This is a genomic window from Enterococcus sp. AMC1086 (genome assembly GCF_058216575.1).
In genome coordinates, this window is record NZ_CM177100.1 from 360,971 (window position 1) to 375,876 (window position 14,906).

Below are 14,906 nucleotides of genomic sequence, written 5' to 3' on the forward strand. Positions count from 1 at the left end.
TTTGTACAGTTGTATCATGATGTTAAAAAGGAGATGGCTAAATGCTTGATTATAAAGCTTATCTACAAAAAAATGATTCAATGTCTTTCGAAGAAGCATTGGAAATTTACAACTCTGTTCTTAATGTACTGGAATGCAAAGACGAGTATTTACATGAGCTATGGAAAGAAGTCATAGATTCAGCTTTAGCTTATTCTAATATGAGAACTAACTGGAATTATTTTTCAAGGGAAGAGAAACAGGAGAAGGATAAATTAAGAACTAGCTATCACAATACATTTATGATCAATCTAAAGGCATTCCATAAGCTAGCTGAGCAATTAGAACTAGATGCTAGTTGGATAGAAAAACTTAGCTCGTCAGAAGATAGAAAACGCTGGGGAGATTTTGCAGGGTATATCTTATGTTTTGAAAATATTAGAGCTAGATAAAGAAAATAATTTGAGAATGCTATAAAAAGTAGGTTCACAAAAAATAAACCCCTGTCAAGCTTTATCCTGACAGGGGTTTTTGGTAGGGAAAATGGTAGGGAACCATATCATTTTTAATGAAAATCAAGCATTTCATAAGTTGAAAAACGTTGATTTATCGGCATTCCCCATCCTTATTATGTTGGCTCTTTATTCCCACTCAAAAATTAATGAATATTAATAAGAGGGGAGTTATTAATTTTAAAGAGTTTTGAAGGTTTTTAAATTAATTTAAATGACCAGTTCTACCATCAAGTGTTATCAATATGTTATCAAGTATTGATTTATGGTATTTTGATATTTTGAAATTACTCTGTTAAAATATAGATAAATAAAAATTTCAATAAGGGAGGATGTAAAATGGAAAATTTTTTTTCTTCAACAAATCAAATAGTGTTGTTTTTAATTGTTTTTAGTTTGGTAGTTTTTTTATTAGCGTTTCTTACTGACAAATTTAATGGACTTTTCCTAGCTAGAAATCCTTTTGATACTGAAAGTTACAAAGCGACTCCGGAAAATGAAAATGAAAGAAGAGCTGGTAAATTATTTGTTAAATGGGCATATGGGCTAGTACCAATATTTATTCCTTGTCTTTTAATTCTTTATGATAATTTAATTGTTAAAATATTAGGCATAATTTTTATTATAGTTACTTTAGTTTATAGAAGAAATAAAAAATTATAATTCAACAATTTCATCTGCTATTTCTATTAAAGAATTATCATGAGTAGCAATGATGATAATTTTCTCTGATTTAATTTTTAATAAAAAATTTATGATTATTTGTTTTGAATGTAAATCAAGATGATTTGTAGGTTCATCTAATAATAAGATTTCGTTGTTCTTACTAAAAGACTGTATTAAATTAGATTTTTTTAATTCACCTTCTGAAAGTTGATTCAAAGGAATATCTATTTTTGATTTAAGGTCAAATTGATCTATAAAATAGTTTCCAATTTCATTTATAGTAATTTCAGATAAAAGTTCATCACTGACGTAAATATTTTTTTGCATAGTATAAGATAGAGTGTTTTCATAAAAATAGTCTCTGTCAATATTAGTGAAATCAATATCATTAATTCTATATTCACCATTTAGATTTGTGAATAATCCTGCAATGATATTTAGGATGGAACTCTTACCACATCCATTAGCTCCAATTAGACAATAAATTTTTCCTTTTTTAAATTTTTGAGAGAAGTTTGAAATTGTTGGTAAAAAATTTGTTGGATATGAAAAAAATATATTTTCTAGTTCTAAAGTTAAAATTTTATTAGGTGTATCACTTCCGTTACTCTGTTTTGCAAGTTCAAAAAAATTGTTTAATCGTGATACTGAAACTTTAGCTTCTGTATAAGTTGAGATGAATTTTGAAAAGTACTTTACTGATTCTAAAAGAATATTAAAATAAGATATCATAATTGAAAAATCTCCAATAGATAGTGTTCCTTTGATTACAGATTTACCTCCAATAATAAAAATTCCAACTTGCGCTAAAAGGAACAAAAGGTTATCACCTAAAATAAAATTAAACGAAAAAATTTTATATCTAATTAATGATTTTTGTAAATTTTTGTACCCTTGGTAAGTACTTTTTTTGATTCGATCTATTAGTCTATATAGACTGCTATATTTTATAATATTTATATTATTTTGAACAATGGAAAAGTATTTCGAGCTAGCATTTTTTGCATCCATTTGTTTAATATATAGTGACTTTTTTAACAAGCTTATATATAATATGTATATAGTGATTAATATTATGAGCATAAAGGTTAGTTGCTTGTTGAATGTAAACAGTAAAAGTAATGCTGATAAAAAGCTAAGACCTTTCAATATAATCATTCCATATGTCTCTAAAATGAAAACGGAAACATTTTGAGAATCTGTATATATCCTCTGACTAGCATCTTTGGTATCTAGAGAGTCAATTGTGAGAAATTCAACTGTATTCAAGTGAGACTCTATTGATAAAATAATATTATAAGCTATATTAGTAGAAATTTTTGACTCAATAATTTGTAAGTAAAAATTTAGAATTAACTGAATAGCGACAACTATTGTTAGTAATTTCACAAAACTGTAAATAACATCCATGCTCCCTGCTTTTAAAAGAGAGTCAATAAAATTTCCTGAAATTAATGGAATAACGTTTGTTAACAAAGCTAAAAAAACATTTACTACTATGAAACAAAAAAGTTTAATAGAATTTCCTTCTTTAAAATTCTTAATAAATTTTATGACTTCCATCTTAGTTCCCCCAGTCTTTGGATTCAATATTGTAATTTTAACATAAAAATTAGATTAGGAGTGAAAATTTATGAACATTACATCTGCATCATTTGATTTGACTTACAAGTGTAACTTGAAGTGTAAGCATTGTTTTAATTCTAGCGGAGATCTATCTCCTTGTTATCAGAACAAGGTTTTGAGTCATGCGGAAAAAGAAAGAGTTTTATTGGATATCGCCAAATTAAATGTAAGTTCAATTTGTTTGTGTGGTGGTGAAACTCTATTAGAATTTGAATTTATAAAAAACGTAGTCCCAAAAATAAAAGAAATTTCTCCAGTCACATCAATCAATATGGTTAGTAATGGCATTTTGTTTGACTCAAAGAAAGCTAAAGAATTAAAAAATGCTGGTATAAATTTAATTCAGTTTAGTCTAGATGGTTTTTCTGATGAGAGCTATGATTTTGTCAGAAATTCAAAAGGGAAATTAAGTAATGTAAAACAAGCTATAAAAATAGCTGTTGAAGAAGGATTTACTGTGGGAGTAGCTGTATTGCCACATAGAAAAAACATACATGAAATAGAACAAATTATAGATTTTTGTGAAGAGAGTAATATATTTGAAGTTAGATTTCAACCATTTATGCCTATAGGTAGAGGATTAGAAAATAAGGAGGAGATAACTTTATCTAAGAGTGAGTATGAAAATTTAAAAAAAATAATTGATACTAAAGAAAGAGCACTTAGACAAAAAGGAAGTAAATTTAAAATTGAATGGGGCGATCCTATGGATCATTTTTTTATGATACAAGAAGAGGAAGATTTACCATACTTAAATATAAATGCTTATGGTGAAATATTAGTATCACCATACTTACCTTTTGTCGTTTGGAGTTTGCGAAATAATACTTTAGATGAATATCTTGCTTCTAAAGATTTAAAGAAAATGTTAAATTTAGAAATTATAACTGAGACTCTAAGTGAACTAACTACTGTAGATTCATTGTCGTTACGAGATTTGGATTTGCCTCATGTTTATAAGGAAGAAAATATTTATTTGTATAATTTGATTTAAAAGGAGAAGTGTATGTATATTTTAAAAAAAGCTGAAGAAAATGATTTTTCTCTAATCAATAAACTTTTAAAAAAATTAGGTGGATATAAAGATAATAGATTTGGGTATTATGAAGCATTAGATTCGTATAATTATGAGCTAGAAAAAGTGTTTTCTCCGAGAGTTGTTAGACACATATTATTTTCAAAAGACAAAAATTGGATTATGGTTTTGTACAATAATAAAATAGTAGGTTTGTTATTAATAGCGAATCCAAATGTTCTATTAAATTCAACAGCATCTGTTTTGCTATTCGCGGGGTTTGATAAAGGCTATGAAAAAATAAATTGTGATTATAGTAATGTATTTGAATGGTTGTCTGAAAATTCTACTAAAATTAGTATTAGAGCAAACGAAGCTGGAAAACTCATACTGGATAAATATGTTAACGCAGAGTTTGAATTATCTTTGCCTTTAGAAAGTAATGAGTACTATTATGCTATATTTAATCAACGGGAGGAACCATATCATGAATAAGGAATATGTACCTATGTTAAAAAATAATAGTGTATTAGTGAGGGAAGATGATAAGATTGTGTTAAAGTCATGTTCTTTGGAAGATAACTATTTAGAGATTAATAATAATGCAGAGATTATTATTAATGAATTAGCCCAAAAAAATGATATTAAGAGTGTATATAAATCTATTCTTTCTAAATCTAATTCAAAGAATGATAAGTTGATAATTGAACAGGTTGACTTATTTTTATTTCAATTACAGTGTTTAAGAGAATATTTAGAAGACGATGAGACTGGTTATCTCTTGAAAAAATTTTTAAAGGCGGATAATTCTGTGATAGATCCATTTGGAGCGTTTACCAAAAAAGAAATTTCAGATGGAAAACTTCAATGTAAAATTAAAAATTTTTATTACAGAGAAAACAGTTTTATGGATGATTTATTTTATTCATCATTTACAGCTAATAAAATGTTTTCTGTAATTGAAAAAAATGATTCCAATATAAATATAACTATTTTGAAACATCTAGAGGAGATTAATAGTTTTGAATTAATAGCAATTTACTCTAATATCGATAATCCTGAACAGAACCTATTTGCAAGGATATATAATCCAGTTAATATTTATACTAATCTTTTCTTTAAGAAAAGTATAAAAAAAACAAGTAAGGTAGTCATTAAATCAGTTACTCATATACAAGCAAAAAAAGACTTTTATCCTTCATATTGTGGAACATTAAAATATGAAAACGAGAAAGAGAATTGTCATGTCTTTGTAGTTGAACTAAAATAGAATGGAGGTGTTACTGATGTATGATGCAAATGTAGGAGCTTCAATAAATAGCGTAAGTCAAGGAGGACAAGATGTATCACCAAGATATCTTGCTGTTTATTTGGCTGTAGGAGTAGTATTAATATTGACTTACGCAATAAATATTAATATTAATACAAATACTAATGCGGTAAATAATAATACAATAATTGGTTGGAGATAAGACTGCATGTTAGTATATGTTGTGTCTGATTTAATGATTTACAATTTATTTTTAGCTAATCAAACTGAATAGTAAATATGAATCTCTTAGTTAATTCAAGAGATTCATATTTTTTATATCTACTAACTTTCGGTAGCATTTGTATAGATATTAAATTTAATCTATTTAATAAAAAATCTAATTACCTATAAAAATTCATCGTTATCCTGATCAATTGAGAAATAATCATTCTTTTCCAAAATCGACATATCATTTGCACGAATCGCACGAAATCCTGTAGCATATTCATCAAATCTTTTTTCAATTTGTATTTCAGCTCGCTTTAATTCATCCTTTATTTTTGAATCAAATATAAGTTCAATTAATTCTATTTTTTCTTCTCTTGTAATGTCTAGCTTTCCTTTTAGAATTACATCTAGTTTTTCATCTTCAATCCCATCAGCAACCTTCTTTTTAAAATCAACCTTTCATAGATGGCGAAAGCTGGCAGAAGAATTATGTCATATTTCGTTCAAACGGAAGACAAAACAAGTGGGAGAGACAAGCTACACAAAAATCTATCAGTTTTCAGAAGCAGATATAGAAAAGTTTCATCAAGTTTCTACTCTTCGGAATCGGGGGCAACCAATCAAAGAAGCTATACTCTTTGTATTTAAGGAAGAAAAAAGAAAAATATCAGCAGAAGAGGAAAACAAACAGCTCTTTGACAAGTTAATAAAAGTAATTCGGACACTAGATGAAGACAGGCAAAAGCAAATTAAAGCTACTAGTTCACTAGAACGTCAATTGTTTTTACTAGTACAGAGAGCCAACAAACTAGACCAACGGATTGAAGCAGTAGAGACAGGGAAAATGGACAAGCCGTTTCAACGAAAGAAATCTTGACAGCTTTCCTGTTACACCTAGAGCGAGCCTCCAAGGCATAGCCCGACGGATGGAGCGTAGGAGAGATGGCAAGAGGGAGCTTCGCTTTCGAAGCGGAGACACAGTGTTCTCTAATAGCACTGTGTAAACTACCTGTAACTAGTGTGAAACCCTTGCTGTACGAGGCTTTATAGCCATAAAGTGCCTGCACGATTTTGGCACAAAATGGAGGTGGAAGTGACGAGAAGCAGAGAGTTTGTGACTGCTAAAATTGACTGGCTCCAGATTGTCTTTCATGGCTATGAAATTGAGAAAGTGTTAACAATGGCTTTACAAATTGACCTTTCCTGTTTTCTGATTGAGAATGGGCGAGTAAAACACAAACCGTATGACCTTTGTTATACGTACGGTTCGATTAAAGTATTTACAGAGGAAACGCCTAAAACAGGAAATTTGGAATGTTACTTAGTCCTAAGTGGGGAAGGCTGTACTATCTATGAACGCTTATTACAGGCAATGGGGCTAACTTGGCGTAAGTTCTTTCAGCGGTTGTTTCGTTATTTTGACGGTTTCTTTGAAGTGAAACGTTTGGACGTTGCTTTAGACGACCGCAACGAACAGCCATATTTTACAGTGAAGCAATTAATTGCCAAGACAGAGAAAAAAGAGTTTTATTCTCGAAATCGCAAACCAGATGTTTTCCAAAGTACGGCAATAGGGAATAAGAGAAGTTTCACTCTCTATATTGGCAGAAGGAAATCTGATGTGATGTTTCGTATCTATGACAAAGATTTGGAAACAGCCAAACAGAAACATTGTGCAGTAGAAGAAATAGGCTCATGGAAACGACTGGAAATCGAGCTGAAACGGCAGGTAGCCCACTCTATGGCAAAAGTAATCGCCTTTGATGACCGTTCTTTAGAAGAGCTGATACGGGGCGTAGTAAAAGATGAATTGACCTTTTACACGGATGATACATGGGAAAAGGTTTGGCGACCATGGGAACGTTATTTAGGGAACATTCAACCACTTCACCTTTCAAGAGTATATGAAGTCACAGGATTAACGAATACACAAGACTGGCTGATTCATGGTGGGGGATTGGCAGGAATCAAAGCATTTCGATTTTTAGCGGAACATGAAGCTTTAGGGCATTTAGAACAACTAGATAACTTGGTAGCAGAAACAGAGTATACACGGTCTTTAGCGAAAAAAATCGCTGACCATTTAATAGATATTGGACGAGAGGAACTAATAGAGATCGTCTATGACCAAACAAAAAAAGAGAACTTAGAAAAAAAGTCCAACGAGACCTCTTCCTAAGCTCCACTTAAAACTCGACACTTTAAGTATAGCACAGGAAGGGTAATCAATGGAAGGAAGATAGGAGAATTTAATTGATTACCATTACAAAAGAAGAATTGATTCAACTGGGATTTGGCACCAGTCAATCACAAACGATTATCCGATTAGCCAAGCATTACATGGTACAAGAAGGATTTGATTATTACAAAAGTCACCGACTAGGACGAGTTCCTGTTCACGCTGTGGAGCACATTTTAGGTATCACTTTGGAAATTGTAAAAGAGGTGGATGCCCATGGCGAATGTGTATAAAGATAAGAAAAAAGGCACCTATTATTATGTTGCCAGTCTGGGATTTGATGATGTCACAGGAAAAAGAATCCAAAAACTAAAACGAGGATTTGCCACTCGTAAAGAAGCAGTACAGGCCTATAATGAATTGATGAATGATTATGGGAAAATGGCATTTAAAACAAATAGTACCATGAGTTATGGGGAATATTTTGAAAGCATTTTTCTTCCATGGTATCAAGGCAGAGTGAAAGAACGGACGTATCAAAACCGCTTATCTTCTATGCAGATACATTTTAAGCCGTTTTATAAAAAGAAAGTGTCAGTGATTACGCCGATACTCATTCAAAAATGGCAGAATGAACTCATGAAAACTATGAGTAATGCATATGTAAGAAATATCTATGGTTTGTTTTCCATGAGTTTGGAACGGGCATACAAACTGGGGATGATTTCTCAAAACCCTGCAAAAACAGTGGGAAACGTGAAAAAAGTAAAGGCGGAAGTTGATTTTTGGACGAAAGCGGAATTCGAACAGCTTCTTTCTACTTTTGACCGAACAGACTATTATGAACATTTTTTGTTTATGGTGTTGTGGCTATTTTTTATGACGGGTATGCGTTTTGGAGAAGCCCAAGCGCTACAGTGGGAATCGGATATTCAATTTGAAGAAAAGACACTGTCAATTAGTAAATCAATGTTTTATAAAAATGCAAAAGAATGTTATGTTGTAGAAACAAAAACACGAGCAAGTAAGCGCCTTGTGGCACTGGATGACACAACGATTTCTTATTTAAGAGAATGGCAGGCTCTCCAACAAAAGAATATACAAGAAACAACCTACGTTCTTTCGTATAATGGACTCCCAACCAATAAACATACGGTACGACACATTATCCGCCGTCATGCGGAATTGGCAGGGATTCATCCGATACGGATCCATGGTTTGCGACATTCTCATGCCTCGTTACTGATTTCTATGGGAGAAAATCCTTTAATCATCAAAGATCGTTTAGGGCATGAGGATATTAAAACAACGTTAGGCACCTATGGACATTTATACCCAAATATGAATCGGGAGGTCGCAACAAAGCTTACCCATGTATTGACATGGCAACCAAATAAAGAACTAGAAGAAAAGAAAAAAGCCTTTCAAGGCAACCAATATATCAAGAAAGAGGGAATGGAATATGGCAGAATGGAAAATGAAAGATTTTGATTTAGTGGGACAATTGGGAAGAGAATTACTTTTGGTGGAGGTTGCACCTAAACCAAAATATGAAAAAAATGAAGTGACTGGAAGAAATGAGCGCACGGGAGAAATTGACGGATACACCTATGAACTTCTCATGAAGGATAAGAAATACAAGAGTATTCGGGTATCTATTCCAAGCTCTGAACCAATTATCACTCAAAGTGAGCTAGACAAAGCAGGAGAAACTTTTGTAACGTTGGAAGGGGTCAACTGTAATCCGTACGTACAAAATGGCTTTATCGCTCTTTCCTTTAAAGCGGAAGGAATCAGTATTAAGAAAAAACAACCTGCATAATCAGATAAGGGGTATTCCAATAAGGAGTACCTCTTTTTAGTTCAAACTCAATCCAACCAATAGCGCTTGATTTTTTGTAAAGAAATGATTTGTATTTCTTTATGAAAAATTGAGTTTAGCAAACGGAAGTGCGGTAGAAATCATTTGACGTAATTTAGCCCATTAAGTAAGATAAATGTATTAGTACTAAGACTGAGGGGGTTATGAATTTATGAAATTGTTGGAAATTAAACCATTATTGTTGGATATGAGAAAAAATGAGGTTACAAAAGAAAAGTTTTGTTTTACGTATAGTGAAGTTACATTTGAAGTTATTTTTTTTATTGATAGTACGCCATTTGAATTATTATTTGGAGTCGTAGATAAAAATTATAGTTTTGTGTTGAAGCTACGAACAGGATTTCAATTAGAGTCACTTCCTGATGAGGTATTTTATAAGTTATGCACCATACTTAATCTAAAACCAAGTAAAGAAGGTCTGACTTCTTATAAATTTTTGAAGTATTTTGCACAGAAAATCCCTCCTAAATACAGTAAATCTAATGTTCAACCACATGAAATTGCCCAGTATAAAAAAATTGATGTACCTGAGTCAGATAAAATATATTTTTGTGGATGGCAAACTTATAATACTAGAAAGGCACAAAATTTCGAAAAAACTAAACAATATTTGGGAGAATCAACTTATGAATTTTGTAAAAAACATAATGTAAGCTCTTGTTGGACAAACGTTCCTGAAAAAAGAAAGGACTATTTTTCCCCTCAAGAATATGTAAGTAAATGATATAGATTATTTTGAAATAAAATAAACTGTTATCAAATTGTTATCACAACAAAAATAAAAGCCTCGGAAATCCTATTAAATAAGGACTTCTAAGGCTTTTTCTCTCACTCCCACTCAACAGTAGCAGGTGGCTTACTCGTAATATCATAAACAATCCGATTCACATGATCCACTTCATTCACGATCCTCACAGAAATCTTCTGCAATACATCCCAAGGAATTCTCGCAAAGTCCGCCGTCATTCCATCAATCGAAGTCACTGCACGAATACCCACAGTATAATCATACGTACGACCATCACCCATCACACCCACACTACGGATGCCAGGTAACACAGTAAAGTACTGCCAAATATCACGATCTAAACCAGCGTTGGCGATCTCTTCACGTAAAATCGCATCAGAATCACGCACGATTTCTAATTTTTCTTCGGTAATTTCACCAAGAACACGAATCCCTAAACCAGGACCAGGGAATGGTTGGCGCCAAACTAGCGCTTCTGGCATACCTAATTCGATTCCTAATGCACGAACTTCATCTTTAAATAAAGTATTCAACGGTTCAATCAATTCAAATTGCATATCTTCCGGCAATCCGCCCACGTTATGGTGAGATTTGATTGTTTGCGCTGTCTCAGTTCCGCTTTCTACGATATCTGTATAAAGAGTTCCTTGAGCTAAGAAGTCGATTCCATCAAGTTTTGTCGCTTCATCATCGAAAAGATAAACGAATTCATTTCCAATGATTTTCCGTTTCTTCTCTGGATCAGAAACGCCAGCTAATTTATCTAAGAAGCGTTCTTTTGCATCTACTTTAATGATGTTTAAGCCGAATTTTCCGCCTAAACTATCCATTACTTGTTCTGCTTCACCTTTACGCAATAAACCATGATCCACAAAGATACAAGTTAATTGATTGCCAATGGCTTTTTGTAAAAGCACACCAACAACACTTGAATCCACGCCGCCTGAAAGGCCAAGAAGCACTTTTTTATCGCCGACTTGTTCACGGATTTTGTTGATTTCCATTTCGATGAAGTTGCCCATTGTCCAGTCGCCTTCGCAATGACAAATATCAAAAGTAAAGTGACGTAATAAGTCGTTGCCATATTCAGAATGACGAACTTCTGGATGGAATTGCACACCGTAAAGGTTGCGGTCTGTATCTTCAACTGCTGCAAACGGACAATCTGCGCTAGTTGCCACAGTTTCAAAGCTATCAGGGATGGCAGCGACTAGGTCACCATGACTCATCCAAGCGATTTGTTTTTCAGGTGTTCCTTTAAAAATAGGTGAATCAGGAATCAAAAGTGATAACTCTGACTTGCCGTATTCACGGTTGCCAGCAGGCTCAACTTTTCCGCCTAAATTATGCATCATTAGTTGCATACCGTAACAAATCCCTAGAATTGGAATGCCTAATTCATAAATTTCAGGATCGATACTAAACGCATTTTCATCATAAACACTATTTGGGCCACCAGAGAAAATAATTCCCTTTGGTGCCATGGCACGGATTTCATCCGCTGTGATTCGGTGGCTCAATAATTCTGAGAACACGCCAAATTCACGAATACGTCGAGTAATCAATTGGTTATATTGACTACCAAAGTCTAAAACAATAATTTTTTCGACAGTTGTCAAATCGGCAACATTGGTCACATTTATTACCCCTATCCATTTAGATTTATCTAAAAAGAGGTTGTAAAAAAAGCGTTTAGGTTCGAGCAATTGGACTAAATCATGTGGAATCCGTTTTTCGGATTGTATATGATTTAGGAAATTGCCGAAGAACCTGCTTTTTTTACACCGTTTATGGAGAATTTTCCGTTAGGAAAATTCTGACCCCTTTAGAATCAAGTTAAGTATTGCTTTGTGATCTAGCTTCACGAACTAGTGCTTCGGAAAAAAGATGAAAAAGGCTAGTGACAAAAAACGTCACAATCATTTTTCCCTATTTTTCTGTCAGCACTGAACGAGTTCGCTCAGCCTTTCTTTTAGTACTTCCGCATAAAGATCTCATCAATGATATGATTTTCAGTCTTATGAAGTATAATATCCGCTCTGCCTCGAGTTGGCAAGATATATTCTTCTAAGTTTTTCAAATTCACCGTTTTCCAAACTTCTTTTGCCATCGCAAAGGCATCTTCACGGTTTCCAATCGCATATTGATAATAGTAATTATCTGGATCAAGAAAGGCCGTATCGAGTAAGGCGCCAAAACGTTCAAGGTACCATTTTTCGATCAACTTCGGTTCTGCATCTACAAAGACCGAAAAGTCAAAGAAGTCGCTGACGTAAATTTGTTGATTGGCTGGCAATTGTAGAGTGTTGATTCCTTCAACGATCAGAATATCTGGTTGTTGGATCACTTCATATTCGCCTTCGATAATATCATATACACTATGAGAATAAAGCGGTGCTTTGATTTCTTCTTGGCTATTTTTGACTTGGTTTAAAAAGTCGATCAACTTTTCCATGTCATAGCTCTCTGGAAATCCTTTCCGATCCATAATGCCCTTTTCTTCCAATACTTTATTCGGATACAAAAAGCCGTCCGTTGTAATCAGTTGGACATTGCGGCGTTTAAAGGTTCTGGATAAAATCAGCTGCAGTAAGCGAGCGGTGGTACTTTTTCCAACAGCCACACTACCAGCGATCCCGATGATAAAAGGCGGAACAGGCACATATTCATGCAAAAACAGCCCTTTGCTAACAGTTAAAGACTCAAATTCTTTCATATATAGATGAATCAGATGGGTCAGCGGCACGTAAATGTCCTGCACATCCTGCAATGAAATTTGATCATTGAAGCCTTTAATATCTTCTAATTCTTCTTCTGTCAGAGGCGCTTTGCCGTTATGATAGAAGCCCTGCCATTCCTTCCGTGAAATGGGGTAATAATTCATTTTATCGTCCATCGGTTCCTCCACCAAAGCCAACATTTATTTCTGTGCTTATTATAGCATCTTTCATAAAACAACAAAACCCTACTGAGTGGTTAAAGTAGAGTTTTGTTGTGTATTCTTATTTATTCATAATCAAAGCACTTGTATCTTCAAAGTCATAATCTGACAAGTCTAGTTTGATAGGTGTATTCGTTTTAGGATCATATTTGGTGAGTTGATCATCGAACATAAAATAGTAATAACCACTATCCTGAGTGAAAAATGGAGGATTTATATGTTTTTCTTGTTCCAATTTTTCGTATTCAGGAAAATGAATGAACGATTCTGATTGATTTTTCAAGTTATAAACGGTCCATGTATAACTTTTTACATAGAGCTCATAGTGACGAATGATTAGGTTTTCGTTTGGCTCGTCTACATATATTTCCATTGGATAAGGATAAGTCAAAGTGAGATGCGCTTGATTTTTTGTTGCTAGATCATATACAAGTACACGATTTGCTTCTCCTGGTTCACCAGTTGCACTCATGCCAGTATTGGCTTCTGTAATATAAAGTTTATTTTGAAAATGAACCATTCTCATGTATGCACTTGTTTCATCACCTAAATCTGTTTCTTCGATCACTTCAAATTCCTTTGTCATTTTCACCAACATATTTTTACTTGATCCGTCATCGGGGTTAGTATAGCCACATAAAACGTAGAGATACTCTCCCAGAGGGATCAATTGATTGGTTAGGATACTTTCTTTTTTGCGGAGTTCCTTTTTCAACCGTAGTTTCAGGTTCTTATCATATTTATAAAATTCAGTTCGATCACTAAAACAGGCGGTAGTATAGAAAAATTCTCCATCTACATTTGAAGTATAGGCATCATTTCCTTCTGCTTTGACAAGATCAATTGATAAGTCACGACCAATTTTTGCTAAGAAAACTTCAAGTTTGGGATTTTCAGAGGTTTTTGTGTAGTAATGATTATCCATTGTCCAAAAATTATTGCGCCAAAAATTTAGATTTCCATCTGTTCGTTTAAGTTGTTCCACTTTTTCTAGTTTATCGTCTTTTTCAAGAAAGGTTGTGATGTTTTTTGAATCAATAATAGCTATATCGTACTCTTCTGTTTTTAGTGCAGTTGTCTTTTGGCATCCGCCAAGCATAAGTAAGAAAAATAGGGAGGTTAGCCCTATTTTTCTTAAAACATTTTTATTCATATTTATTTCTTCCTATAAATCAAAGTTGTTTTGTCTGTTTGGTGAAGTTTAAACGGATGTACAGCAGATGCATAGCGCCATGTGTCTAAGTCAACGTTAGCTGTGTCTTTATATGCTGCCCAAACTAGCTGAGAGCAATAGAAAGTACTTCTGGTACCTCTATTCAAAAAATTGTTATTGTATTTTTTTCCAACCTGTTTTTCAGCCCATAAGGCAGCTTTTTTATCTTGTGCAACTGACGTACTTTTTACGCCAACTTGCCATACTTGGCCGCCAAAACGAGAAGGCCAGTCACCGCTTTTAAATTGTACTCCGTCATTAGGGTTGGCTTCAACTGTTGTATACCAGCGACTAGCACCCATGATTCCCGCATGACCGTTATTAAAAAGGGGACTAGAAGCGTATGAATCTGTTATACAAATGACACCGTCGCGCCATGACCATGATCCTGCTCTAGCGCGTCCAACAGCCTTTGGATCTATTTCAACTGGAGCGTTATTTGCTTCATTTTTCATATCCTCTTCCCATTGTTCGCTTTCTGGAAAAATTGAATTCAAATCATTTAAAGTATTCACTTCTGAAGTTGTACTGATTTCAGAATCTTCAACTGCAAGGACTTGTGTAGCAGAAAAAATGTATGTAGAAAGTATAACGATACCAACAAATAACCAATTTCTTTTTTTCATATCTTAACCACCTATTATATTTTTTACTAATCGCGAATT

The 14,906-nt window shown here is 33.4% G+C and carries 17 protein-coding genes; 12 read left to right on the plus strand and 5 right to left on the minus strand.

Features of this window, described 5'->3' with window-relative positions; genetic code table 11:
* Positions 1-41: 41 nt before the first annotated feature.
* Positions 42-431, plus strand: a complete 390-nt coding sequence (locus tag AC4BC4_RS01795; RefSeq protein WP_490476586.1) for a hypothetical protein — start codon at positions 42-44, stop codon at positions 429-431.
* Between the two features lie 399 nt (positions 432-830).
* Positions 831-1,154 (plus strand): hypothetical protein, encoded by a 324-nt coding sequence (locus AC4BC4_RS01800; protein WP_490476587.1) that lies wholly within the window; start codon positions 831-833, stop codon positions 1,152-1,154.
* Here the strand turns inward: AC4BC4_RS01800 and AC4BC4_RS01805 are convergent.
* Complete coding sequence (locus AC4BC4_RS01805) at positions 1,149-2,720, minus strand: ATP-binding cassette domain-containing protein (RefSeq protein ID WP_490476588.1); 1,572 nt, start codon at positions 2,718-2,720, stop codon at positions 1,149-1,151. The genes AC4BC4_RS01800 and AC4BC4_RS01805 overlap by 6 nt on opposite strands.
* A gap of 70 nt (positions 2,721-2,790) precedes the next feature.
* Between AC4BC4_RS01805 and AC4BC4_RS01810 the strand changes: the two genes are divergently transcribed.
* The 10 genes from AC4BC4_RS01810 to AC4BC4_RS01855 all read left to right on the plus strand — a co-directional run bounded on the left by AC4BC4_RS01810 (position 2,791) and on the right by AC4BC4_RS01855 (position 10,063).
* Positions 2,791-3,777 carry a radical SAM protein gene (locus AC4BC4_RS01810; RefSeq protein ID WP_490476589.1) on the plus strand — a complete coding sequence of 329 codons (987 nt, stop codon included), beginning with the start codon at positions 2,791-2,793 and terminating at the stop codon, positions 3,775-3,777.
* A 12-nt stretch (positions 3,778-3,789) separates the two neighbouring features.
* Positions 3,790-4,293 carry a hypothetical protein gene (locus tag AC4BC4_RS01815; protein ID WP_490476590.1) on the plus strand — a complete coding sequence of 168 codons (504 nt, stop codon included), beginning with the start codon at positions 3,790-3,792 and terminating at the stop codon, positions 4,291-4,293.
* On the plus strand, positions 4,286-5,068 hold the full coding sequence (locus AC4BC4_RS01820) for a hypothetical protein (RefSeq protein ID WP_490476591.1): 783 nt from the start codon (positions 4,286-4,288) through the stop codon (positions 5,066-5,068). The genes AC4BC4_RS01815 and AC4BC4_RS01820 overlap by 8 nt, the downstream gene beginning before the upstream one ends.
* A 16-nt stretch (positions 5,069-5,084) precedes the next feature.
* On the plus strand, positions 5,085-5,270 hold the full coding sequence (locus AC4BC4_RS01825; RefSeq protein WP_207113416.1) for a hypothetical protein: 186 nt from the start codon (positions 5,085-5,087) through the stop codon (positions 5,268-5,270).
* A gap of 531 nt (positions 5,271-5,801) precedes the next feature.
* Positions 5,802-6,155 (plus strand): hypothetical protein, encoded by a 354-nt coding sequence (locus AC4BC4_RS01830; protein ID WP_490476592.1) that lies wholly within the window; start codon positions 5,802-5,804, stop codon positions 6,153-6,155.
* A 216-nt stretch (positions 6,156-6,371) separates the two neighbouring features.
* Positions 6,372-7,457, plus strand: a complete 1,086-nt coding sequence (locus AC4BC4_RS01835; RefSeq protein WP_490476593.1) for a replication initiation factor domain-containing protein — start codon at positions 6,372-6,374, stop codon at positions 7,455-7,457.
* Between the two features lie 74 nt (positions 7,458-7,531).
* The gene (locus AC4BC4_RS01840) at positions 7,532-7,750 is read left to right on the plus strand and encodes a DUF3173 family protein (protein WP_490476594.1); all 219 of its coding nucleotides are present in this window, start codon (positions 7,532-7,534) and stop codon (positions 7,748-7,750) included.
* Complete coding sequence (locus AC4BC4_RS01845) at positions 7,728-8,948, plus strand: site-specific integrase (RefSeq protein WP_490476595.1); 1,221 nt, start codon at positions 7,728-7,730, stop codon at positions 8,946-8,948. Before AC4BC4_RS01840 ends, AC4BC4_RS01845 begins: the two co-directional genes overlap by 23 nt.
* Positions 8,920-9,279: a hypothetical protein gene (locus tag AC4BC4_RS01850; protein WP_490476596.1), complete on the plus strand. Its 360-nt coding sequence runs from the start codon at positions 8,920-8,922 to the stop codon at positions 9,277-9,279. The genes AC4BC4_RS01845 and AC4BC4_RS01850 overlap by 29 nt, the downstream gene beginning before the upstream one ends.
* Positions 9,280-9,490: 211 nt before the next feature.
* Positions 9,491-10,063, plus strand: coding sequence for a DUF6037 family protein (locus AC4BC4_RS01855; protein WP_490476597.1), 573 nt, complete (start codon positions 9,491-9,493; stop codon positions 10,061-10,063).
* 104 nt (positions 10,064-10,167) lie between these two features.
* On the opposite strand, the gene guaA is transcribed toward AC4BC4_RS01855, so the two are convergent.
* The 4 genes from guaA to AC4BC4_RS01875 form a co-directional block, all read right to left on the minus strand.
* Positions 10,168-11,724: a glutamine-hydrolyzing GMP synthase gene (gene guaA / locus AC4BC4_RS01860; RefSeq protein WP_490476598.1), complete on the minus strand. Its 1,557-nt coding sequence runs from the start codon at positions 11,722-11,724 to the stop codon at positions 10,168-10,170.
* Between the two features lie 335 nt (positions 11,725-12,059).
* A complete protein-coding gene (gene coaA, locus AC4BC4_RS01865) occupies positions 12,060-12,983 on the minus strand; it encodes a type I pantothenate kinase (protein WP_025869911.1) in 924 nt (307 codons plus the stop codon).
* Between the two features lie 106 nt (positions 12,984-13,089).
* The gene (locus AC4BC4_RS01870; RefSeq protein ID WP_490476599.1) at positions 13,090-14,181 is read right to left on the minus strand and encodes a hypothetical protein; all 1,092 of its coding nucleotides are present in this window, start codon (positions 14,179-14,181) and stop codon (positions 13,090-13,092) included.
* Between the two features lie 2 nt (positions 14,182-14,183).
* Positions 14,184-14,867 carry a YiiX/YebB-like N1pC/P60 family cysteine hydrolase gene (locus tag AC4BC4_RS01875; RefSeq protein ID WP_490476600.1) on the minus strand — a complete coding sequence of 228 codons (684 nt, stop codon included), beginning with the start codon at positions 14,865-14,867 and terminating at the stop codon, positions 14,184-14,186.
* Positions 14,868-14,906 lie beyond the last annotated feature (39 nt).

Bases quoted from the DNA above. Each gene is read 5' to 3' on its own strand.
- AC4BC4_RS01875 (WP_490476600.1), bottom strand. From the start codon at position 14,867: ATGAAAAAAAGAAATTGGTTATTTGTTGGTATCGTTATACTTTCTACA.
- AC4BC4_RS01845 (WP_490476595.1), top strand. From the start codon at position 7,728: ATGCCCATGGCGAATGTGTATAAAGATAAGAAAAAAGGCACCTATTAT.
- AC4BC4_RS01820 (WP_490476591.1), top strand. From the start codon at position 4,286: ATGAATAAGGAATATGTACCTATGTTAAAAAATAATAGTGTATTAGTG.
- AC4BC4_RS01855 (WP_490476597.1), top strand. From the start codon at position 9,491: ATGAAATTGTTGGAAATTAAACCATTATTGTTGGATATGAGAAAAAAT.
- AC4BC4_RS01850 (WP_490476596.1), top strand. From the start codon at position 8,920: ATGGCAGAATGGAAAATGAAAGATTTTGATTTAGTGGGACAATTGGGA.
- AC4BC4_RS01800 (WP_490476587.1), top strand. From the start codon at position 831: ATGGAAAATTTTTTTTCTTCAACAAATCAAATAGTGTTGTTTTTAATT.
- AC4BC4_RS01810 (WP_490476589.1), top strand. From the start codon at position 2,791: ATGAACATTACATCTGCATCATTTGATTTGACTTACAAGTGTAACTTG.
- AC4BC4_RS01825 (WP_207113416.1), top strand. From the start codon at position 5,085: ATGTATGATGCAAATGTAGGAGCTTCAATAAATAGCGTAAGTCAAGGA.
- AC4BC4_RS01805 (WP_490476588.1), bottom strand. From the start codon at position 2,720: ATGGAAGTCATAAAATTTATTAAGAATTTTAAAGAAGGAAATTCTATT.
- coaA (WP_025869911.1), bottom strand. From the start codon at position 12,983: ATGGACGATAAAATGAATTATTACCCCATTTCACGGAAGGAATGGCAG.
- AC4BC4_RS01795 (WP_490476586.1), top strand. From the start codon at position 42: ATGCTTGATTATAAAGCTTATCTACAAAAAAATGATTCAATGTCTTTC.
- AC4BC4_RS01870 (WP_490476599.1), bottom strand. From the start codon at position 14,181: ATGAATAAAAATGTTTTAAGAAAAATAGGGCTAACCTCCCTATTTTTC.
- AC4BC4_RS01815 (WP_490476590.1), top strand. From the start codon at position 3,790: ATGTATATTTTAAAAAAAGCTGAAGAAAATGATTTTTCTCTAATCAAT.